Origin of the sequence: Streptomyces collinus (genome assembly GCF_031348265.1) — a bacterium.
Taxonomy (GTDB): domain Bacteria; phylum Actinomycetota; class Actinomycetes; order Streptomycetales; family Streptomycetaceae; genus Streptomyces; species Streptomyces collinus.
The window spans coordinates 3,298,985-3,318,792 of sequence record NZ_CP133771.1 but is presented as its reverse complement, the minus strand read 5'-3'; the positions used below and the strand labels follow the sequence as shown (position 1 = coordinate 3,318,792).

General features: G+C 71.1%; 19 protein-coding genes and 1 tRNA gene. 11 read left to right on the top strand and 9 right to left on the bottom strand.

The annotated features are described in order from the left end of the window. Window positions 1–5 precede the first annotated feature (5 nt). The gene (locus RFN52_RS14940) at window positions 6–716 is read left to right on the top strand and encodes a YidC/Oxa1 family membrane protein insertase (RefSeq protein WP_184846802.1); all 711 of its coding nucleotides are present in this window, start codon (window positions 6–8) and stop codon (window positions 714–716) included. Between the two features lie 143 nt (window positions 717–859). Beyond that, window positions 860–1,717, top strand: a complete 858-nt coding sequence (locus RFN52_RS14935) for a fumarylacetoacetate hydrolase family protein (protein WP_184846800.1) — start codon at window positions 860–862, stop codon at window positions 1,715–1,717. 328 nt (window positions 1,718–2,045) lie between these two features. Here the strand turns inward: RFN52_RS14935 and RFN52_RS14930 are convergent, their stop codons facing one another. Then, the gene (locus RFN52_RS14930; RefSeq protein ID WP_184846798.1) at window positions 2,046–2,423 is read right to left on the bottom strand and encodes a MerR family transcriptional regulator; all 378 of its coding nucleotides are present in this window, start codon (window positions 2,421–2,423) and stop codon (window positions 2,046–2,048) included. Between the two features lie 74 nt (window positions 2,424–2,497). On the opposite strand from RFN52_RS14930, the gene RFN52_RS14925 reads away from it, so the two are divergent. Further along, window positions 2,498–3,226, top strand: a complete 729-nt coding sequence (locus RFN52_RS14925) for an SDR family oxidoreductase (protein WP_184846796.1) — start codon at window positions 2,498–2,500, stop codon at window positions 3,224–3,226. Between the two features lie 172 nt (window positions 3,227–3,398). Here RFN52_RS14925 and RFN52_RS14920 read toward each other — a convergent pair whose 3' ends face one another. From RFN52_RS14920 to RFN52_RS14910, 3 genes are all read right to left on the bottom strand, one after another. Then, entirely contained in the window at window positions 3,399–4,265 is an 867-nt protein-coding gene (locus RFN52_RS14920) for an LLM class F420-dependent oxidoreductase (RefSeq protein ID WP_184846794.1), read from the bottom strand. Window positions 4,266–4,354: 89 nt separating this feature from the next. After that, window positions 4,355–4,876, bottom strand: coding sequence for a heme-degrading domain-containing protein (locus tag RFN52_RS14915; protein WP_184846792.1), 522 nt, complete (start codon window positions 4,874–4,876; stop codon window positions 4,355–4,357). Continuing rightward, window positions 4,873–5,940: a Gfo/Idh/MocA family oxidoreductase gene (locus RFN52_RS14910; RefSeq protein ID WP_184846790.1), complete on the bottom strand. Its 1,068-nt coding sequence runs from the start codon at window positions 5,938–5,940 to the stop codon at window positions 4,873–4,875. Before RFN52_RS14910 ends, RFN52_RS14915 begins: the two co-directional genes overlap by 4 nt. 95 nt (window positions 5,941–6,035) lie before the next feature. Here RFN52_RS14910 and RFN52_RS14905 point away from each other — a divergent pair, with 95 nt between their 5' ends. Then, window positions 6,036–7,217, top strand: coding sequence for an ROK family transcriptional regulator (locus RFN52_RS14905; RefSeq protein ID WP_184846788.1), 1,182 nt, complete (start codon window positions 6,036–6,038; stop codon window positions 7,215–7,217). Window positions 7,218–7,270: 53 nt separating this feature from the next. Here RFN52_RS14905 and RFN52_RS14900 read toward each other — a convergent pair whose 3' ends face one another. Beyond that, window positions 7,271–8,098 carry a TetR/AcrR family transcriptional regulator gene (locus RFN52_RS14900; protein ID WP_229856314.1) on the bottom strand — a complete coding sequence of 276 codons (828 nt, stop codon included), beginning with the start codon at window positions 8,096–8,098 and terminating at the stop codon, window positions 7,271–7,273. 123 nt (window positions 8,099–8,221) lie between these two features. Between RFN52_RS14900 and RFN52_RS14895 the strand changes: the two genes are divergently transcribed. The 6 genes from RFN52_RS14895 (at window position 8,222) to RFN52_RS14870 (ending at window position 13,044) form a co-directional block, all read left to right on the top strand. Next, window positions 8,222–8,440 carry a hypothetical protein gene (locus RFN52_RS14895; protein ID WP_184846786.1) on the top strand — a complete coding sequence of 73 codons (219 nt, stop codon included), beginning with the start codon at window positions 8,222–8,224 and terminating at the stop codon, window positions 8,438–8,440. 96 nt (window positions 8,441–8,536) lie between these two features. Continuing rightward, window positions 8,537–9,337: an LPXTG cell wall anchor domain-containing protein gene (locus tag RFN52_RS14890; protein WP_184846784.1), complete on the top strand. Its 801-nt coding sequence runs from the start codon at window positions 8,537–8,539 to the stop codon at window positions 9,335–9,337. Window positions 9,338–9,445: 108 nt separating this feature from the next. After that, window positions 9,446–10,225 (top strand): HAD-IIA family hydrolase, encoded by a 780-nt coding sequence (locus RFN52_RS14885; protein ID WP_184846782.1) that lies wholly within the window; start codon window positions 9,446–9,448, stop codon window positions 10,223–10,225. Between the two features lie 121 nt (window positions 10,226–10,346). After that, the gene (locus RFN52_RS14880; protein WP_184846780.1) at window positions 10,347–11,144 is read left to right on the top strand and encodes a hypothetical protein; all 798 of its coding nucleotides are present in this window, start codon (window positions 10,347–10,349) and stop codon (window positions 11,142–11,144) included. A gap of 20 nt (window positions 11,145–11,164) precedes the next feature. Further along, window positions 11,165–11,824 (top strand): class F sortase, encoded by a 660-nt coding sequence (locus RFN52_RS14875; RefSeq protein WP_229856313.1) that lies wholly within the window; start codon window positions 11,165–11,167, stop codon window positions 11,822–11,824. Between the two features lie 182 nt (window positions 11,825–12,006). Continuing rightward, window positions 12,007–13,044, top strand: a complete 1,038-nt coding sequence (locus tag RFN52_RS14870; protein WP_184846776.1) for a glycoside hydrolase family 6 protein — start codon at window positions 12,007–12,009, stop codon at window positions 13,042–13,044. Between the two features lie 71 nt (window positions 13,045–13,115). Here RFN52_RS14870 and glxA read toward each other — a convergent pair whose 3' ends face one another. From glxA to RFN52_RS14850, 4 genes are all read right to left on the bottom strand, one after another. Continuing rightward, a complete protein-coding gene (glxA, locus tag RFN52_RS14865; RefSeq protein ID WP_184846774.1) occupies window positions 13,116–15,056 on the bottom strand; it encodes a radical copper oxidase GlxA in 1,941 nt (646 codons plus the stop codon). Next, window positions 15,053–17,053 carry a glycosyltransferase family 2 protein gene (locus tag RFN52_RS14860; protein WP_184846772.1) on the bottom strand — a complete coding sequence of 667 codons (2,001 nt, stop codon included), beginning with the start codon at window positions 17,051–17,053 and terminating at the stop codon, window positions 15,053–15,055. The genes glxA and RFN52_RS14860 overlap by 4 nt, the downstream gene beginning before the upstream one ends. 325 nt (window positions 17,054–17,378) lie before the next feature. Beyond that, on the bottom strand, window positions 17,379–18,092 hold the full coding sequence (locus RFN52_RS14855; RefSeq protein ID WP_184846769.1) for a FadR/GntR family transcriptional regulator: 714 nt from the start codon (window positions 18,090–18,092) through the stop codon (window positions 17,379–17,381). A gap of 86 nt (window positions 18,093–18,178) precedes the next feature. Next, window positions 18,179–18,252, bottom strand: a tRNA-Lys gene (locus RFN52_RS14850). 200 nt (window positions 18,253–18,452) lie between these two features. On the opposite strand from RFN52_RS14850, the gene RFN52_RS14845 reads away from it, so the two are divergent. Beyond that, window positions 18,453–19,763: a peptidoglycan-binding protein gene (locus RFN52_RS14845; RefSeq protein WP_184846766.1), complete on the top strand. Its 1,311-nt coding sequence runs from the start codon at window positions 18,453–18,455 to the stop codon at window positions 19,761–19,763. Window positions 19,764–19,808 lie beyond the last annotated feature (45 nt).

The following is a 19,808-nucleotide window of genomic DNA, read 5'->3' as shown; positions in this document are numbered from 1 at the left end:
CACCCATGTCCGTCTTCGCCAACCTGGTCGAGCACCTTGCCGACCTGCTCCAGCCGCTGTTCGGCGCCTCGGCCGCCGCCGCGGCGATCGTCCTGTTCACCGCGCTCGTACGACTCCTCGTCCACCCCCTGTCCCGGGCCGCCGCGCGCGGCCAGAAGGCCCGCACCGCGCTCCAGCCGAAGATCGCCGAGCTGCGGAAGAAGCACGGCAAGAGCCCCGAGAAGCTCCAGAAGGCCGTGCTGGAGCTGCACGCCGAGGAGAAGGTGTCGCCGCTGGCCGGCTGCCTGCCCGGGATGCTCCAGATCCCCGCGTTCTTCCTGCTCTACCACCTGTTCTCCAGCGACACGATCGGCGGCGAGCCCAACGGGCTGCTCGGCCACCAGCTGCTGGCGGCGCCGCTGGGGGAGCGGTGGGCGGACGCGCTCCAGGGCGGTGTCCTCAGCGGGGCGGGGCTCGTCTACGCCGGGCTGTTCGTGGTCGTGGCCTGCGTCGCCGCGTTCAGCTACCGGCTCAGCAAGCGCATGATGGCCGCCAACCCGGCCGCCCGTGCCGACGGCGGGGAGCAGCTGCCCGGGCTGGGGGCGGTGACGAAGGTGATGCCGTTCATGTCGTTCTTCACGCTGGTCACCGTGGCCGTCGTGCCACTGGCCGCCGCGCTGTACGTCGTGACCAGTACGACGTGGAGTGCCGTCGAACGGGCCGCGCTGTACAGGTGACCGGGCGGCCGGGGTCCAGTACGTGAACGGGGTATTGCGGAGTGCACGCCCAGCTTGGAGGATCGACCAGTCCTCCGATGGCTGTCCCGCCGCATCCGGGTCGCGCGCATCGGCCGGGCGCCCGCGATCGAGGGAGACTGATCATGAAGCTGCTGCGAGTGGGTACGGCGGGAGCGGAGCGGCCCGCGCTGCTCGACGCCGAGGGGACCCTGCGGGACCTGTCGGGCGTCGTCGCGGACATCGACGGCGCGCTGCTCGCCGACGCCGAGGCACTCGGCCGGATCCGGGCCGCTGCCGACGCCGGTGACCTGCCGGCCCTGGACGCCACCGGGCTGCGGGTCGGGCCGCCGCTGGCGCGGATCGGCAAGATCGTCTGCATCGGGCTGAACTACCACGACCACGCGCGCGAGACCGGCGCCGAGCCGCCCGCCGAGCCGGTCGTCTTCATGAAGGCCCCGGACACCGTCGTCGGGCCGAACGACACGGTCCTCGTGCCGCGGCGGTCCCTCAAGACCGACTGGGAGGTCGAGCTGGCCGTCGTCATCGGGCGTACGGCCCGGTATCTCGGGTCCACGGAGGAGGCGCTGGCGCATGTCGCCGGGTACGCCGTGGCCCACGACGTGTCCGAGCGGGAGTTCCAGATCGAGCGCGGCGGGACCTGGGACAAGGGGAAGAACTGCGAGACGTTCAATCCGCTGGGGCCCTGGCTCGTCACGGCGGACGAGGTGCGGGACCCGCAGGGCCTGTCCCTGAAGCTCTGGGTCAACGGGGAGCTCAAGCAGGACGGGACGACGGCCGAGCAGATCTTCCCGGTCGGGGAGGTCGTGCGGTACCTCAGCCAGTTCATGACGCTCTACCCGGGCGATGTGATCAACACCGGGACGCCGGCGGGGGTGGCCCTGGGTGCGCCCGAGCCTAAGCCGTTCCTGCGGGCCGGGGATGTCGTGGAGCTGGAGATCGAGGGGCTCGGGCGGCAGCGGCAGGAGTTCAAGGACGCTTAGCCTCGCCGTTGCGCGAGGCGGGCTGCCCCCACGGGTGGTCGCGACGTGCAGAAAGTGCCTCTGACCTGCGAGAATGAGGATCGTTGAGGTCCTTGTTCCCGTCACCGTCGGAGGCACTTTCCAGGTGTGGGTGCGAACTGCGCCGCCAGGTCGGCTCACTCTTCGATGTCGACCACGACCCAGTCGCTGGTCTCCTTCCACTGGGCGGATCGCCTGCTGATGGAAGGGGTGGACCAGTGTCCCAGCAGCCCGGAGTTCCCGTCGTCAGCCTGCCGCTTGAGGACCGGATCAGCCGTAGATCGCTGGTGCGATGTCCGGTCGAGCGCGCCTACGGGTGGGTGTCCGTGATCGCGATGACCTCGTCGAGGCGGTCCAGGGCGGCTTGCAAGTCGTCGACCTTGGCCTGGATGCGGTCCCGCTCGGCGCGCAGCATGGCTCGTTGCTCGGCGTCGGTGTGCCCGGCGTCCCAGCACGGAAGGAGTTCCATGATCCTTCGGCTGGTCAGGCCGGCGGCGAACATCTGCTGGAAGAAGCGGACCAGGGTGACGGCGTCCTGCCGGTAGAGGCGCTGGCCGGACGGGCTGCGCTCCGCGACGAGCAGTCCCTGCTGCTCGTAGTAGCGCACGGCGCGTACCGAGACGCCGGCACCCCGCGCCACCTCGCCGATGCGGATCAGCCGCTCGGCCGCGGGCTCCGTGACGGTCATGGCGATTCCTCTCCCCCGGCCCTGATGATCAGCACTTGCCTCTGACGTTAGCGTCAGGTTTTAGCGTACGGGGCATGGACATCACCAACTCAGTTGCCCTTGTCACCGGAGCCAACCGCGGCCTGGGCCGCGCCTTCGCCCAGCGCCTGCTCGAACGGGGCGCCCGCAAGGTCTATGCGACGGCCCGCCGGCCCGAGACCGTGGACCTGCCCGGGGTCGAGGTGCTGCCTCTCGACATCGCCGATCCCGCATCCGTGCGGGCCGCCGCCGAGGCCGCCCCGGACGTCTCGCTGCTCGTCAACAACGCGGGGATCCAGACGGGGACCGACCTGGTGACCGGTTCGCTGGACGCGGTACGGCACGAGCTGGAGACCAACATGTTCGGCCACTTGTCAATGATCAGGGAGTTCGCGCCGGCGCTCGCCGGGAACGGCGGGGGCGCGATCGTCAACGTCCTCTCCGCCATGTCGTGGTTCGGGGGCAAGGGCGCCAATGCCTACCACCTGACCAAGGCCGCCGCCTGGGCCATGACCAACGGCGTCCGCCTGGAACTCGCCGAGCAGGGCACGCTCGTGACAGCGGTGCACCTCGGCCTGGCCGACACGGACATGGCCGCGGGCTGGCCCGTGGCCAAGATCGCGCCGTCGGACCTGGCCGACGCGGCGCTCGACGGTGTCGAGGCGGGCTCCGCCGAGGTCCTCGCCGATCAGTGGAGTCGGGACGTCAAGTCCCGGCTGCCGCTGACGCCGGAAGAATTCAACGCCGCGATGGACCGCGCCCTGGCGGCACTGACGGTGGCATGAGGGGGCCCCTCGGGCCGTACCGGCTTCGGTCGGTTGCTGCCTGAGCGGGCTCGCCCGCCGCACCGTGGACGGCAAGGCGGACATCCCCCTGGGACACGTGAACGGTGCCGCACCCGTCGGCACCGCCTCACCCTCCAAGGTCCACAACTACGCCTGGAGTACTAGGTCGTTCTCATGCGAGGAGACCTGCCAGATCCCGCCAGGCCTTCCTCGGGAGGGCGTCGCGGGGCTCGCCGGTCAGGACCTGGAGGGCGAGGTGGTCCGCGCCCGCCTCGACGAAGGCGTCGATCTTCGTGCGGATCGCCTGGTCGTCGCCCCAGGCGAACAGGGCGTCGACCAGGCGGTCGCTGCCGCCGTCCAACAGGTCGTCCTCGGTGAAGCCGTGCCGGAGGAAGTTGTTGGTGTAGTTCGGCAGGGGGAGGTAGATCTCCAGGAACTCCCGGGCCAGGGCGCGGGCACGGACCGGGTCCGTCTCCGGGACGACGCCCAGCTCCGGCGCCAGCAACGGGGCTTCGCCCAGGATCTCGCGGGCGTGCGCCGTGTGCTCCGGGGTGACCAGGTACGGGATCGAGCCCGCCGCCCGGTCGCGGGCCAGCCGCAGCGACTTCGGGCCCAGGGCGGCCAGCAGCCGGCGCTCCGCCGGAACGCCCGCGGTGTCCAGGCCGTCGAGGTGGCCGACCAGCGCCGAGTAGGGGCGGGCGTACTGCTCCACCCGCTTGGCGTGGCTGACCCCGAGGCCCAGCAGGAAGCGCCCGGGGTGGGCCGACTCCAGTTCCGCGAAGGCCGTTGCGGCGGCGTCCGGTTCGTGCTGCCAGATGCTCTGGATGCTGGTGCCGACCGTGAGCGTCGAGGTCGCCTCGATCAGCGGGGCGGCGTTGGCGGCGGAGCTGTTGCCGCCCAGCCAGACGGCGCCGTAGCCGAGTTCCTCCAGTTCGGCGGCGGCCTCGGCGAGTTCGCCGCGCCGGTCCGGGTCCTCCGAGCGCAGGCCTACGCTCCAGATGCCGTACCGGCCGACGGTCTCCTTCAGGGGGGTGGTCATGGGGTGGGGTCCCTCCGGTGGGCGCCGTTGTCGATCACGCGTACGCAGGTGCCAACCGGAGAGGGTCCCCGCTCATTCCGGGAACGGAGTCAGCGGTCCAGGAACCGCTCCAGCGCCTCCACCACCAGCCGGTGGTCCTGGAGTTGCGGCAGCCCGGACACCGTCACCGCGCCGATGACGCCCACGCCCTCGACGGTGATCGGGAACGAGCCGCCGTGGGCCGCGTAGCTGTCGGGGTCGAGGCGCGAGGACTCCTCGAAGGTGCTGCCCTTGGCGCGGAAGCGGGCGCCCACCAGGTAGGAGGCGGAGCCGTAGCGCTCGACGACGCGGCGCTTGCGGGCGATCCAGGCGTCGTTGTCCGGGGTGGAGCCCGGCAGGGCCGCGTGGAACAGCTGCTGGCCGGCGCGGTGGATGTCGATGGCGACCGGGGCCTGCCGCTCCCGGGCCAGCTCGACGAGGAGCGAGCCGAGCGCCCAGGCGTCGTCGTACGTGAACTGGCGGAACACCAGGTGGCGTTCCTGCTTCTCCAGCTCCTCCAGGCTCGGGGTGAGCTCCGGGTGGAACTTCGGGGTGAGCCCCTGGCTGTGGGAGGGGTTGCTCTTGTGGGTCACAGCGTCACCGTCACCTTCTCGCGGGCCGAACGACGGGCGGCCTCCAGTACGTCCAGGGCGGCGGCCGCCTCCCGTGCGGTCACCGGGTTCGGGGCGCCCTCCAGCAGGGCCTTCGCCACGGCCGCATAGTAAGCCGGGTAGTCGCCCGGGAGGGTGGGTTCGGCGCGGCCGCCGCCGGTCACCGGGGACTCGCCGGAGCCGACGCGGCCCCACAGCGACTCGTCCTCCGTACCCCAGCCGGGGCCGGGGCGCAGGCCGTCCCGGAGCGCCGCCTCCTGGGGGTCGAGGCCGTACTTGACGTAACCGGCGGAGGAGCCCAGGACGCGGAAGCGGGGGCCGAGTTGGGCGGTCGTCGCGGAGACGTAGAGGTGGGAGCGGACTCCACTGGTGTGCGTGATCGCGATGAACGTGTCGTCGTCCGTCTCGGCGCCCGGGCGGCGGATGTCCGTCTCCGCGTGGACGGAGGCCGCCGGGCCGAACAGGACCAGGGCCTGGTCGACGACATGACTGCCGAGGTCGTAGAGCAGACCTCCGATCTCTGCGGGGTCGCCGGACTCCCGCCAGCCGCCCTTCGGCTTCGGACGCCAGCGCTCGAAGCGGGACTCGAACCGCCACACGTCGCCCAGCTCGCCCTCGTTCAGCAGCTTGCGCAGGGTGAGGAAGTCGTTGTCCCAGCGGCGGTTCTGGAAGACGGAGAGGAGCAGCTCGCGTTCCTCGGCCATGGCGGCCAGCTCGCGGGCCTCGGCCGCGGTGCCCGCGACGGGCTTGTCGACGACGACCGGCAGGCCGGCCTTCAGCGCGGTCGTCGCGAGCGGCACGTGCGTCTTGTTCGGGGACGCCACGACGATCAGGTCCAGCTCGGCGGCCCGGGCGAACAGCTCCTCCGGTGTGGCGGCGAGGCGTACGTCCGGGAACCCGGCGCGGGCCTGCTGCTGCCGCTCCGGGTTCGAGGTGACCACCGTGTCGAGGGCGAGGCCCTCCGTGGCGGCGATCAGCGGGGCGTGGAAGACGGAGCCGGCGAGGCCGTAGCCGACGAGGCCGACGCGGAGGGGTGTGCCAGTCATGCCACCCACTTTGGCAACGCTGTTGCCAAAGTGCAAGCGCCGGTGACAATGGGGGTGTGAACAGGGCGGACGACCGTAGGGGCGGAGTGGGTGGCATGCGCGGGGCGGGAGGACCGGGGACACCCGGCCCGGCTGGGCCGGGCGGCGGCGGGGTGAACCTGCTCGCCCTGCGCAGCCACAACGCCGCGCTGGTGCTCGACCTGTTGCGGGCGGCCGGGGACGAGGGCATCAGCCGGCTCGAACTCGCCGAGCGCACCGGGCTCACCCCGCAGGCGGTCAGCAAGATCACGGCCCGGCTGCGGGAGGACGGCCTCGCGGCGGAGGCCGGGCGCCGGGCATCGACCGGGGGCAAGCCGCGCACGGTACTCCGGCTGGTGCCGGAGGCCGGACACGCGGTCGGGGTCCACCTGGACCGGGACGAGGTGCGGGCCGTACTCGTGGACCTGCGGGGCACGGTGGTGGGGGAGCGGCGGGCCGCACTGGACCTGGGGGCGGGGGCGGAGGCCGTTCTGGGGGCGGTACGGGAGACGGTGACCGGGGTGCCGGCGGCCGGGATGGGCGGGGAGGGCAACGCATCCCCGCTGGGCCCCGCCCGGCCGGGCCAGGCCCGGCCGGACCCCACCCTGCTCGGCGTGGGCGTCGCGTTGCCCGGCCCGCTTGATCACTCCCGGGGAGTCCTGCACCGGGTGACCGGGTTTCCCGAGTGGGACGGCTTCCCGCTGCGGGAGGTGCTCGCGGAGCGGCTCGGCGTGCCGGTCGTGGTCGACAAGGACACCAACGCGGCGGCGCTGGGCCTCGCCGCCGGGGGCCAGGGCGGCTCCTTCGCGTACCTGCACCTCGGCACGGGACTGGGAGCAGGGCTGGTCATCGGCGGCAGCGTGCACCGCGGCGCCAGGACCGGGGCCGGGGAGTTCGGCCACCAAGTGATCCAGCTCGACGGCCCGAACTGCACCTGCGGGAACCGGGGCTGTGTGGAAGCCCTGTGCCTCCACGCGGTGGAGCGCGGTGATCTGCGGGAGGCGGCACGGGTCCTGGGGGCCGGGGCGGCGAACCTCGTCGGACTGCTCGACATCGACGTCGTCCTGCTCGGCGGCCGGACGGTGGCGGCGGCCCCGGAGACCTTTACGGACGGGGTCGGGGCGGTGCTGGAGGCCTGGGCCAGGCGCACGGGCCAGGACGCCGTGCCGGTGCGCGTCGCGGCCGGTGGCGGCGGGGCCGTGGCGGTGGGGGCGGCTGAGCTGGTGCTGGGACCGGTGTTCGGACGCGGGGGCGGCTGATGCGCGGGGAGCGGCGCTGAGCCGGTGCTGGGGCCGTTGCCAAGGCCCGGTACTCAGGGCCCGGTGCCCGGCCCTTGTCGGGGCGGTGACGGTCGATGTCCGGGCACATGCCCACGCCCAGGCCCGGTGGCTTCGGCGGGGAAGATCCTCGCCAGGTGGTACTCCAGTACCGTCCGCACCCCCGCGAGGGACCGGCGTTCGTGTACGACGTCCAGGCCCAGCCCGACGGCTCCCGACACCAGCAGGTCGGCCTCGTGCGCCCGGTCGATGCCCGGGGCCGTGCTCCCCGCCGCCTGACCGGCCCCGATGATGTCCGCGACGAGGTGTTCCAGCGGCTGCTCGGCCGCCAGGAAGACCGCCGCGAGCTCGGGATCGGTCAGGCTGCGCGCGTAGTACGCCGTGAACACGCGCAGCGCGAAGGCGCGTTGCTCGTCCAGCGGCAGGAACTCGTCCAGCACCGCCCGCAGCAGCGCGCACGGGTCCGTCATGTCGTACGGGATGCGCGCCCGGGCCAGCCGCTCGTTTTCCTCGTGCAGCAGGCGCAGCGCGTCCACCAGGAGGGCGTGCTTGGACTCGAAGTGGTACTGCACGACCCGCAGTGACACCCCCGCCTCCACCGCGATCCTGCGCATGCTGGCCGCGTCCAGGCCCTGCCCGGCCGCGATCCGCCACACCGCCTCGGCGATCCGGCGCCGCTGCCGCGCCCGGACGTCCCTCGGCGGGGAGGCGGGCGGCGTGCCTGGCTCGGGCAGCGGCTGCCTGCGCCTGCGGTACGCCCGGGCCTGACAGCTCCGGGAGCAGTACACGGCCGGACGGCCCCGGCTGGGACGGGCCAGCCCCGCACCGCAGACCCGGCACGTCCGCTTCTTTTCGTCACGCACCTCTTCACGATAGCGCGTCCGAGAAAGTGTGACGTAAGCAGGAGATTGCCAGCTGCACAAGGCCTGAGCACCCGCATCGATTGATACGTTCGTAACGTAGCCCTCATCGCGGAAAGGAAGGCCATGAAGTACGACGTCTTTCAGGTTCTCGGCATGCTGCTGCTGGCGGTGTGCGTCCAGGGGCTCGTGCGGCTCCTCATCGACGACAGTGAGCGCGGGGTGCTGGGAGGGCTGCCCGGCGGCTTCGTCCCGCTGCTGCTGACCTACGCCTCCCTCACCGCCGTCGGCGTCCTCCTCGCCGGCTGGGCCCACACACGCGCGAAGTCCCTGGGACGCAGGTAGATCTGTCCGCCGACCGGGCGGATCCGTGCCGCCGTTCGGGGACGGTTCGCGGCGGCGCCGTGTCGCGACCCTTGGCGGTCGGAATGTCACATCATCATGCGACTCTGCACGCCCGCTCATCTCTGCCTGGCGGCGGCAGCGGCGGCCGCCGTCCTGCTGCCCGGTGCTCATCCGGCTCGCGCGGACGCCCCGGCGCCCGCTTGTGCCGCGCCCGACGACCACACCTTCCCGCTCACCACCCGCATCCACGGCGGGCCGGACTCCTACACGACCGGGGGCGGGTTCGGGACCTGGTACGTCGACCTGACCAACACGACCGACCGGACCTGCACCGGCATCCATCCCGTCGTCGTGCTCGTCGACGACAAGCGCGCCCTGGAACCGTCCCAGCCGCGCCTCGAATTCTTCGAGGGGCCGCGGGCCCACCCCGTGCGGTTCGAGAAGACCGGCGAGGACGAGCTCGTCGGGGCCTTCGCCGACGAGGAGGACCGGTTCGCCGGGTTCACCGTCGGGCCGGGCAGGACCGTCACCGTGAAGGTGCGGCTCATGCTCACCTCGGACGCCGTGCCCAACGACGTCACGGCCAACGCCGCGGTGGTGCAGCGGCACGACGACGACGGCGACTGGGTCGGGCAGTCGAACGACTACCGGTTCGGTATCGACGGCGGGGACGCGGGGACCGGCACCGGCACCGACACCGACACCCACACCGACCCGGGCACCGGTAAGGAGACCCGCCCCGGCACCGACCCCGACGCCTCCGTCCCGCCCCGCGAGGACCGGCTCCCCTTCGCGGAGGAACTGGCCCGGACGGGCACCGGCACGCAGGTCGCCGCCGCCGCGGCCCTGCTGCTCACCGGGGGCGGGGTACTGCTCGTCGCCCGCCGTCGCCGCTGAGCAGGGCGTCCCGCCAGTCGGGACGCCGCACGCGGGCCATTCCGCAAGATCCCGCCACTGTCTAGGCTGGGTCGCACGCTGGACCGCGTACGGCAGGAGATCCCGCACATGGCAGACCGCAAGCCCATCGAATCGTGGCTCACCGACATGGACGGTGTGCTCATCCACGAGGGCGTACCGATCCCCGGCGCCGACGCCTTCCTGAAGAAGCTCACCGAGTCCGGGAAGCCCTTCCTGGTCCTCACCAACAACTCGATGTACACCCCGCGCGACCTGCACGCCCGGCTGCGCCGCATGGGCCTGGAGGTGCCGATCGAGAGCATCTGGACCTCGGCCCTGGCCACCGCCCAGTTCCTGGACGACCAGCGGCCGGGCGGCTCGGCGTACGTCATCGGCGAGGCCGGCCTGACCACCGCGCTGCACGACATCGGCTACATCCTGACCGACCACGAGCCGGACTACGTCGTCCTCGGCGAGACCCGCACGTACTCCTTCGAGGCCATGACGAAGGCCGTGCGGCTCATCCTCGGCGGCGCCCGGTTCATCTGCACCAACCCCGACGAGACGGGCCCCTCCACCGAGGGCCCGCTGCCCGCGACCGGCGCCGTGGCCGCGCTGATCACCCAGGCGACCGGCAAGAAGCCGTACTTCGCGGGCAAGCCGAACCCGCTGATGATGCGGACCGGGCTGAACGCCATCGGGGCCCACTCCGAGACCAGCGCGATGATCGGCGACCGCATGGACACCGACGTGCTGGCCGGCATGGAGGCCGGGATGCAGACGTTCCTGGTGCTCACCGGCCTGACCCGGCCCGAACAGGTCGAGGACTTCCCGTACCGGCCGTCGCAGGTCGTGGACTCGATCGCGGACCTCGTCGACCGGGTCTGAGCCCGGGCGGCGGCACACGCGGGACTCAAACCCGTCGTCACCCGCACGGAGCAGCCGCCGCGTCCCTGAGGATGCGGCGGCCCTTCGGGCGGGGGAAGCTCCAGGCGTCTGGAGGTTCACGATGGGTTCCCTGAGAGTCACTGTCTGTACGAGCGTCCTGGCCGTCGTCGCCCTCGCCCCCTCGGCGTACGCGGCGGACGAGGTGAGCGTCTCGGTGACCCCGGCGGCCCCCGCCCCCGGCAGTGACGTCACACTCCGCGTGACCGGCTGCGCGCAGCGGACGGCCGTGGCCGCCTCGGCGGCGTTCGTCGCGGACGCCCGCCTCACCGTCACCGGAGCGCGCGAGCTCGCCGGTGAGAGCCGCGTCCGCTCCACGGTCGAACCGGGTCCGTACGCCGTACGGATCACCTGCGGTGCCACGAAGCAGACCGGCACACTCACCGTCCGGGACGGCGCGGCGCGGCGGCCGGACGCCGCACCACTCCCCGTGCCCGGGGCCGGTGGACAGCAGCCCGTGCACGATGAGCCGGTGAACGGTGAGGCCGGACAGCCGCCCGCGCACAGTGAGCCGGTGAACGGTGAGGCCGGACAGCCGCCCGCGCACAGTGAGCCGGTGAATGGTGAGGCCGGACAGCGGCCCGCGCCCGGTCAGGGCGGACAGCAGCCCGCGCCGGAAGGGGGCGGGCAGCCGTCCGCTCCCGGCCGTGACGGGGAGGCGTTCCCCTCTCACCGGCCCGGCGCGCCGGCCTCGCCCGTCGCCCCCGTCCGGGCGGGCGGTGGCGGTGCCGCCGAGCTCATCGCCGCCGAGGAGCGGGGCGCCGGTCCCGGCGCGGCGCAGGGGGTGACCGGGCTGGTGCTCGCGGGGGCGGCCGCGGCGATCGCCCTGCTGCGACGCGGTGTCCGCCGGGGGACGGGCTGACCATGCAGGATCGCGATCACATGGAGAGACGCTTCTCCGGCACCGGCCGCCTGCTGACCGGCATGGCCTGGGTCGTGCTGCTGCTCGGGCTGTGGCTGTGGGGCCGCGAGGTCACCGAGATGCGGCACGGCATCTCCGCCCCCGCCACGGGCGACATGGCGGCGGCCGGGCGGCCCCCGGACATCAAGCTGCCGCCCGAGCACCGCCCGCTGGGGGACGCGCTGCCGCAGCGCGTCGACATCCCCGGGCTCGGCGTCCAGGCCCCCGTGGTGGCCCGCGGCCTCGACGCCGACGGGGCGCTCGACCCGCCGCCGTACGACCAGCCGGGCGTCGTCGGCTGGTACGCCGGCGGGGTCGCGCCCGGGGCGCCCGGCACCGCGCTGATGGTCGGTCATGTCGACACCGACTCCCGGCCGGCCGTCTTCTACAAGGTCAGTACCATGCGGCCCGGCCAGACGATCCGGGTGCTGCGGGCCGACGCCAAGGTTGCCGAGTTCACCGTCGAGTCCGTCCAGGTCCTCACCCGCGACCGCTTCGACGCCCACCAGGCCTACGGGCCCCGCGAGTCGGGGCGGGCCGAACTGCGGCTGGTCACCTGCGGCGGCAGCTTCGACCGTACGACCCGCAGCTACACGGCGAACGTGGTCGTCTCGGCGTACCTGACGGGGACCGGCCTCTGAGGGGCCGGGCCCGAGCGAAGAAGACTCCGGAACCACAGGGCCACCCCGGCCCAGAGGTTGCGTAACGCCCCGTCCCGGCACGGGGGCGCTGCGTCATCCGCGCAGGTGGGGTTCGCCTCGTGGGTGCCGCGGGACGTATGTCAGGATTGAGACTTGTCACGCTGCACCCAAGGGGGAGTTGGATGTACGGCAGCAGGGGGGCCGGGGTGTTCGCCGGGAGGCGGATGTCCGCAGTGGTGCTGGGGGCGGCACTGCTGATCACGGGGTGTTCCTCCTCCGACGGAGGAGACGGACCGGAGGAGCCCGCCGACGCGGGCGCCGGGATCACCCAACAGCCCAAGGAGAAAGCCCCGTTCTGGGTCAATCCGGACGGGACCGCGGCTCAGCAGGTCGCCGAGCTGGAGAAGTCGGGCAAGAAGCAGGAAGCCGAGGAGATCCGCAAGATCGCGGAGCAGCCGACCGCCGAATGGGTCGGCCCGGACGACCCGCAGCAGCAGACCCGCGGCCTCACCGAAGCCGCCGACAAGGCCGGCCGCACGGCCCTGCTGGTCCTCTACAACATTCCGCACCGCGACTGCGGCCAGTACTCGCAGGGCGGTGCCGCCGACGGCAACGCCTACCGCGACTGGGTCGACGGCGTGGCCGCGGGCATCGGAGACCGGCCCGCCACGATCGTCCTGGAACCGGACGCGCTGCTCCACCTCGTCGACGGCTGCACGCCCCAGCAGTTCCACGAGGAGCGCTACGACCTCCTCAAGGGCGCCGTGACCAAGCTGAAGTCCCTGAAGAACACGAAGGTCTACCTCGACGCGGGCAACGCCGGCTGGCAGAACCCCGACCAGATCTTCGAACCGCTGAACCGCGCGGGCATCGCACAGGCCGACGGCTTCTCGGTCAACGTCTCCAACTTCTACTCCACCGAAGACTCCATCGCCTACGGCAAGAAGCTCTCCGCCAAGGTCGGCGGCAAGCACTTCGTCATCGACACCAGCCGCAACGGCAAGGGCCCCTACAGCGACGGCAACCCCGACGAGCGCTGGTGCAACCCGCCGGGCCGCTCCCTGGGGGAGACCCCGACGACGAAGACGGCCGACCCGCTGGTCGACGCGTACCTGTGGGTGAAGCGGCCGGGCGAGTCGGACGGCGAGTGCAAGGGCGGACCCAAGGCGGGCCAGTGGTGGGCGGACTACGCCCTGAAGCTGGCGAAGGCCACCGGCTGACGACCGGTCCCTGCCGGACCAGACGAAAGGGGCGCTCTCCTCGCGGAGAGCGCCCCTTTTCCGGTTGCCTGTCAGGGCACCTTGACCCACTGCGCCTTGCTCGGGGTCCCGTCGGCGTCCGTCACGAACATCATGTACCAGCCCGCCTGGACCAGGTTCCGGTTCTCCGGCACGGTCACCGTCAGCTTGCTGCCGGACGCTTCGAAGTCCAGGGCGATCGACCGCTGGTCGACGTCGGTGACGTGCGTGGCGGCGCTCGGCCGGATCAGCCGGACCTTCTTGATCTTCGCCGCGTCCGACGAGGTGAACGTCCCCGTCCCGCCGCGCTCGATGGTCTGCGGCCCGCCCGACAGCGAGGGCCGGTCCCCGTCGCCGTAGAGGTACGGCGGCGTGTAGATCTCGATGCGCTGCTCGAACTCGCCCGGCTTGGTGTTGGCCGCGTCCGCGTAGAGCGAGTCGGAGCCGAAGAACATCACGCGGCCGTCGGGCAGCAGGATCGACCCGGAGTGGTAGTTGCGGCCCACGAGCGGGTCGGCGACGCGCTTGAGCTCGTTCTTCTCCGTGTCGTAGAGCCGCGCCTCGAAGATGTTGGAGTCACCGCGGCCGCGGTAGTCCTCCGAACCGCCGGATATCAGCACGCTGTCGTCGGGCAGGACCGAGGCGTTCGGGTAGCGCGTGCCCTTGTCCAGGGACGGGCCGTCCTCGAAGCGCGGGTCCGCCTTCTTCAGGTCGACGATCCGGGTCTTCTCGCTGGACTCCTCGGACTCGCCGACGCCGCCGCCGCCGACCACCATGTACTTCTCGTCCTGTGCCGGCGGCAGCAGCACCGTGCCCGACGTCTCCATCAGGGTGGGGTCGCTCAGGCCGGGTATCTTCGCGAACTTGTTGGTGTCGACGTCCCACACGCCCGGCTCACGGCCCACGTCGTCCGGCCCGTAGCCCGCGTTGGACCCGGAGTAGAAGACCTTGCCGTTCTGCATGAGGAACAGCGCCGGGTAGGTCGGGAACTGCCGGACCTTGTCGGTGTAGGTCCACTTCTTGGTCTTCGGGTCGAACACCTCGTTCTTGCCCGGGACCAGCTGGCCGATGTCGTCGAGGCCGGAGACGCTGAGGATCTTCCCGTCGCTCAGGGTGGTGAGCGTCGGGTACCAGCGGGCCTCCTTCATCGGGTCGACCTTGATGTACTTCTCGGCCACGGGGTCGAACTCGAAGGCGTCCCGGATGCCCTGGAAGTCCTTCTTGTCGAGGGCGAGCTTCTGCGCGATGCCGTAGGTGTTCTTGGCGTCGGCGCCGTTCAGGCCGTGCACGCGGTAGTTGTCCTGCGTGCCCGTCTCGTACTTCTTGCCCCGCTTCTGCGCCTCGACGTAGATCCGGCCGAGGCCGGGGTCGTTGCGCAGGAACTTGCCGGTCGCCTTGTCGAAGACCTTCTTTGCGCGCGGCACGAGGACCGGGTCCTTCGAGACGAAGATCTTGCCGTTCTGCTTGCCCGTGAACTTCGTGCCGGCGGGCAGCGTGATCGGCTTGTCCGGGTTCTCGTTGTGGACGATCATCAGGCCACCGGCCTTGGTGACGTCACCCTTGAGCTTCTCGTAGCGCTTGGTGCCGCCCGCGATCAGCAGGTTGCCGTTGGCGAGCTGGGTGTGGCCGGTGCAGAACAGGTCGGCCGGTGTGGGGACCTTCTTGATCGTGCCCTTGAGCGGGTCCCAGATCCGGGTGTCGAACCTCTTCGCGTCGAAGTTGTCCTGGTCGTTGCCCGACCCCGCGACGAGCAGCACCTTGCCGGTGCGCAGCAGCGCCGCGTGAATGGTGTTCTGCCGGTACTCCTCGGGGAAATCGACTATCTCCCACTTGCCGTTGGCGGCCTTGTACTCCGGTTTGTTGATGGTGTACTGGTGGTATTTCTCGGTGCTGAAGCGGTAGAGCCACGGCCCGTTCATCCCGGCCAGCGCGAGTACCACCGCCGTGCCGATCGCGAGTCGACGGGCCCGGCGGCGGCCTGCACGGTCGTTCATTCCTTACGTCCCCCAAGTCCACCAAGGGCGATCTGCATGGTCTGGTCGGATCCCCCGACCTCCCCGTGTGCGCCCGGGGTGGCGGCCCATGTGGGCTTCTGCTGCGGGACGTGCCCCGACGGCTGCTGCGGGATGGGCAGCGGCTGTGTCCGGTTCGGCCCGGCAGGGTCCTGCGGCTCTCCCGCGGCATGGGCGGGGGGCTTCTTCGCGTCCTGCCGCAGCTGCCAGCGCCAGGCGAACACCGGCGAGGCGGTGATCAGCAGCGCGAACGTCGCCCAGATGATCATCGCGGGGTGGGAGTGGCCGAAGACGAAACCGGCCGCGATCGACCCACCGAAGATCGCGACGAAGTACCAGTGGTAGCGGAACGTGCCGAACCAGCGGTCCGGGCTCGCCGAGTCGCCCTTGGGCGTGACCACGAACTTGCTCTTGCGCCGCAGCACGGAGTCGATCAGCGCCTTCGCGTACAGCGGGGCCGACAGCGCGGACATCACCATGCCGGCCACACCGCCGGAGCCCTCCGGCTCGTGCGGCGAGACGTTGTGCCGGCGGTTCCAGACGTACAGACCGATCTGCAGGGCGGAGGCGTTGCCGTAGAGCATCAGCCAGACCGCCGGGTCGATGTTCACACCCGAGGCGCCCAGGCCCAGGAACAGGCAGCAGCTCAGCGCCGCCAGGATCCAGTTGAGGGCCGACATCGGGTAGAAGATGATCATCATCGTGTAGTTGAAGAGCTTGCTCGGCGGCAGCGAGTACCAGCCCTTCCAGTACTGCCCGATGATCGTCTCGTACGTCCCCCGCGACCAGCGCATCTGCTGGGTGAAGAAGTCCGTCCAGGCGCTGGGGCCCTCACCGACCGCGAGCACGTCCGGCGTGTACACCGAGCGCCACTTCTTGCCCGTCGCCGGGTTCTTGTGGCGGTGCATCTCGAAGCCGGTCGCCATGTCCTCGGTGATCGAGTCGTACAGACCGCCGATCTGCTTCAGCGCCTTGATGCGCACGGCGTTGGACGTGCCGACGAACATCGGGGAGCCGTAGCGGTTGCCGGCGCGCTGGATCAGCGCGTGGAAGAGGAACTGCTGCGACTCGGCGGCCTTGGTGATGGGGTTGTCGTAGTTGCCGTAGACCTGCGGGCCGATGACGAAGCCGACGTCCGGGTCGCGGAAGAAGCCGAGCATCCGCTCCAGGTAGTTGGGCAGCGGAATGTGGTCGGTGTCGACCGAGGCGAAGAAGTCGTAGTCGTCGCCGTGCGCTTCCAGCCAGGCGTTGTAGTTGCCGTGCTTGGTCTTGGCGCGGTGCGGGCCCTTGGCCTGGTTCCACTTCGCGACGCCCTTGCGGGAGAAGTGGTGCACACCGAGGCGCTCGCAGACCGCCTTCACGTCGGGGTCGTCGCCCTCGTCGAGCAGCCAGACGTGCATCAGGCCCCGGTGGCGGATCTTGACGGCCGCCTCCAGGGTCTTCGTCACCATCTCCAGCGGCTCCTTGCCGGGCACGAAGGAGGTGAGGAAGGCCACTCTCGTTCCGGTCTCGGGCACCACCGGGATCGGGTCGCGGGCCACCAGCGTGGCGTGCGCGTTCGACAGCACGTTCATGCAGCGGAAGAACTCGATCAGGCCGATCGAGACGAGCATCACCATGTCGAGCGCGGGCAGCCAGTCGAAGGCCGGGTAGTCGCGCTCGGTCCAGTGCTCGGGCTGGAGCAGCCAGAACAGCAGCACCAGGGACAGCACCGGTGCCGCGGCCAGCATCAGGGCGACGCGGATGCGGTGCGGTTCCTGCGAGATGAGCGAGCGGTACTGCACCTTGTACGGCTTGCCCGGATCCGGCTGGGTGAGGGGACCCGCGAGCCGGCTGTAGTGCTCGTAGTCGTACCTCGGCAAGGTCTTCTTGATCCGCCGGAACGTCCCCGTCGTGCTCATCCGGTGTCCGGGCACCCTGAGCTGGGTGGTCTGGGACGGGTCGTGGTCCTGCCGGGCACCCGTCGGCCTCGACGTCATGAGTCATCCCCCCACACGCGGACAGCCGCGTGTTTCGTAGCTTCCTACCGTCTGCTCCAGGTCCCCCTCGACCTTCACAGACGTATCAGTGGTGGATCGCAGTCACCACGTCATCCACACCCTATAGACACGGCAACGCGACCTTCCGGTTGCATGATGCCCCCCACGGCATCGGTTCATGAACACGGGCCCCTACCCCCGCGCAGCCTGCAACCGGCCCTAAAGCCCCCCAACTGCCGCGAACCCGCAGCATCTTGTAAAACCAGATAGCCAGGGTCTACGGCGCTCCTCATGATCGCAAGATGCGAAACACGGTGGTTACCGGTCAAACGCGTTCATTGTGACGTGTGTGGGGGCCCTGTGGAGCCGTTGTGGACAGACGGGCGCGGATGTTGCCGAAGTGTTCTCTTATGGCCTCCTCCGCCCGCATCGCGTCGCCGGACCGCACCGCGTCGAGGATCTCCCGGTGCTGCCGGCAGGTCACCTTCGGGTCCTGCGGCTCGCCCCCGAGGTCCGTGCGGACCCGGTGGAAGGCGTCCCAGAACGCCTCCAGGACCTCGCACAGCAGTACGTTGTCCAGCCCCCGGTAGAGGGTGGCGTGGAAGGCCCGGTCGGTCTCGGCGAGGCCGGCTCCCTGTGCGGCCTCCTCTTCCATACGGTCGACGAGCGCGTTCAGTTCAACGAGGTCGGCTTCCGGTATCCGTCCGGCGAGCCGGGAGACCAGGCCCGTCTCCACCGCCTCCCTCAGCTCCAGCAGTTGCAGCAGGGAGTCCTCGCCCCGGTAGTGCCCGGCGACCGTGCGGAAGGCGAGGCCCTCGATCATCGGGGCCAGGGACATCGGGCCGACGTAGGTGCCGAAGCCGTGCCGGATCTCCACGATGCCCATCGCCTGGAGTGCCTTCAGCGCCTCCCGCACCGAGTTCCGGCTCGCGCCGAGGTACTCCATCAGCTCGGGCTCGGTCGGCAGCGGGGCCCCGGAGGCCAGCCGGCGGTCGATGATGAGCTTCTTGATCCGCTCCTGTAGGTCACGCGCTGCCATGGCGAGAGGGTATCCGGCCAGACCGCGGCAGGCTGCGCACAGGCATACAAAAGGCCCCCCGCTTCCGCGAGGGGCCTTCCGGTCGGTGCGCCGCCAGGGACTCGAACCCCGGACCCGCTGATTAAGAGTCAGCTGCTCTAACCAACTGAGCTAGCGGCGCCTGCTGACGTCGTCACTCTACAGGACGTGCGCAGGTGCTCCGGACCGCCCGGCCCGCGTCCGGGAGAGGGCCCGTGAGGCGCCCGCGTACATCATTCGGACCGTCAGCATGCGCGTGCAGAGGACAGTTGCGAGACTGGCGACGCACGCCCTCTGGTGCTCGGGCGCCGCATTTACCGCCGGAAGTGTGAGGGGAATCGCATGGAGTCTCCGGTATTCGAGGAAATCGACCCCGCGAGCGACTGCGACTGCCCCGGCTGCGTCCACTGGCGTCGTGCCCTGCCGCATTCCTGGTCCGGCCGGGCCGGCGCCCATCCGGCCGCGCACCGGGGCCTCGCCCTGGCCGCAGTGGCCTCCACCGCACTCGGGGCGGGTCACACCGTACCGGCCGCGGCCGCCCAGCACGCCCCCCACCGACCGGGCGTTTCCGCAGGTGAAGAGCTTGATAATCCCCAGGGCGGCTCGGCCCCGTTGTACGGCCCCGGCGGCCCCGCGCATCAGTCCGTCGCCCCCAAGCCCACCGCCATCACCCGCACGGAGATCATCAACCGGGCCAGGACCTGGGTCGCCGCGAAGGTGCCGTACAACATGAGCGCTTTCTGGTCCGACGGTTACCGGCAGGACTGCTCCGGCTATGTCTCGATGGCCTGGCGGCTTCCCGGAAACGAATGGACGGGCAGCCTCGCCCAGTACGGGGAGCGCATTTCCAAAGAAGAACTCCAGCCGGGCGACATTCTGCTGTTCCACAATGCATCGGACCCCGCGAACGGCTCGCACGTCACCATTTTCGGCGGCTGGACGGACGCCGCGCACAGCCACTACACGGCCTACGAGCTGACCCGTCCGCACACCCGCCGCCAGTCCACCCCGTACGCCTACTGGAACGACTCCGACCGGTATGTGCCCTACCGCTACAAGGGCGTCACCCCACAGGAGCCGGTCCCCGGGAAGGACGGCGGCCAGCCGGGCGCCCCGGCCGTCACGCCGTATCCGGGAGCGGCGTATTTCGGCCTCGGCGCGAACAACAGGTACGTCACGCTGCTCGGCCGGATGCTCGTCGCGCGCGGAGCCGGCGGCTCGTACGCCTCGGGCCCGGGCCCGCGCTGGACCGACGCCGACCGCCGGGCGACCCGGGCGTTCCAGCAGGCCCAGGGGTGGACGGGCGCGGAGGCCGACGGCCTGCCCGGCCCGCACACCTGGGAGCTGCTGGTCAACGGCAAGGGCAAGGACGTGGAGGACGGGGTCCTCGGCCCGCCTCCCGCTTCGCACGGCGTCCCCGGCTACCCGGGGCGGGCGCTGTTCCGCCCCGGCGCGAACAACGCCTATGTGACCCAGCTGGGCAGGCAGCTCGTGCGGAAGGGGTTCGGCAGGTTCTACAAGGTCGGGCCGGGGCCGCATTGGACCGAGGCGGACCGGCGCGCCGTCGAGGCCTTCCAGCGCGCCCAGGGCTGGCGGGGCGGCGCGGCGGACGGCTATCCGGGGCCGGAGACCTGGCGGCGCCTCTTCTCGTAAGGCCGTCGGCCCCCGGCGCTTCCGGGCGGTCCCTCACCGACCACT

Bases quoted from the DNA above. Each gene is read 5' to 3' on its own strand.
- RFN52_RS14940 (WP_184846802.1), top strand. From the start codon at position 6: ATGTCCGTCTTCGCCAACCTGGTCGAGCACCTTGCCGACCTGCTCCAG.
- RFN52_RS14935 (WP_184846800.1), top strand. From the start codon at position 860: ATGAAGCTGCTGCGAGTGGGTACGGCGGGAGCGGAGCGGCCCGCGCTG.
- RFN52_RS14930 (WP_184846798.1), bottom strand. From the start codon at position 2,423: ATGACCGTCACGGAGCCCGCGGCCGAGCGGCTGATCCGCATCGGCGAG.
- RFN52_RS14925 (WP_184846796.1), top strand. From the start codon at position 2,498: ATGGACATCACCAACTCAGTTGCCCTTGTCACCGGAGCCAACCGCGGC.
- RFN52_RS14920 (WP_184846794.1), bottom strand. From the start codon at position 4,265: ATGACCACCCCCCTGAAGGAGACCGTCGGCCGGTACGGCATCTGGAGC.
- RFN52_RS14910 (WP_184846790.1), bottom strand. From the start codon at position 5,940: ATGACTGGCACACCCCTCCGCGTCGGCCTCGTCGGCTACGGCCTCGCC.
- RFN52_RS14905 (WP_184846788.1), top strand. From the start codon at position 6,036: ATGCGCGGGGCGGGAGGACCGGGGACACCCGGCCCGGCTGGGCCGGGC.
- RFN52_RS14895 (WP_184846786.1), top strand. From the start codon at position 8,222: ATGAAGTACGACGTCTTTCAGGTTCTCGGCATGCTGCTGCTGGCGGTG.
- RFN52_RS14890 (WP_184846784.1), top strand. From the start codon at position 8,537: ATGCGACTCTGCACGCCCGCTCATCTCTGCCTGGCGGCGGCAGCGGCG.
- RFN52_RS14885 (WP_184846782.1), top strand. From the start codon at position 9,446: ATGGCAGACCGCAAGCCCATCGAATCGTGGCTCACCGACATGGACGGT.
- RFN52_RS14880 (WP_184846780.1), top strand. From the start codon at position 10,347: ATGGGTTCCCTGAGAGTCACTGTCTGTACGAGCGTCCTGGCCGTCGTC.
- RFN52_RS14875 (WP_229856313.1), top strand. From the start codon at position 11,165: ATGGAGAGACGCTTCTCCGGCACCGGCCGCCTGCTGACCGGCATGGCC.
- RFN52_RS14870 (WP_184846776.1), top strand. From the start codon at position 12,007: ATGTACGGCAGCAGGGGGGCCGGGGTGTTCGCCGGGAGGCGGATGTCC.
- glxA (WP_184846774.1), bottom strand. From the start codon at position 15,056: ATGAACGACCGTGCAGGCCGCCGCCGGGCCCGTCGACTCGCGATCGGC.
- RFN52_RS14860 (WP_184846772.1), bottom strand. From the start codon at position 17,053: ATGACGTCGAGGCCGACGGGTGCCCGGCAGGACCACGACCCGTCCCAG.
- RFN52_RS14855 (WP_184846769.1), bottom strand. From the start codon at position 18,092: ATGGCAGCGCGTGACCTACAGGAGCGGATCAAGAAGCTCATCATCGAC.
- RFN52_RS14845 (WP_184846766.1), top strand. From the start codon at position 18,453: ATGGAGTCTCCGGTATTCGAGGAAATCGACCCCGCGAGCGACTGCGAC.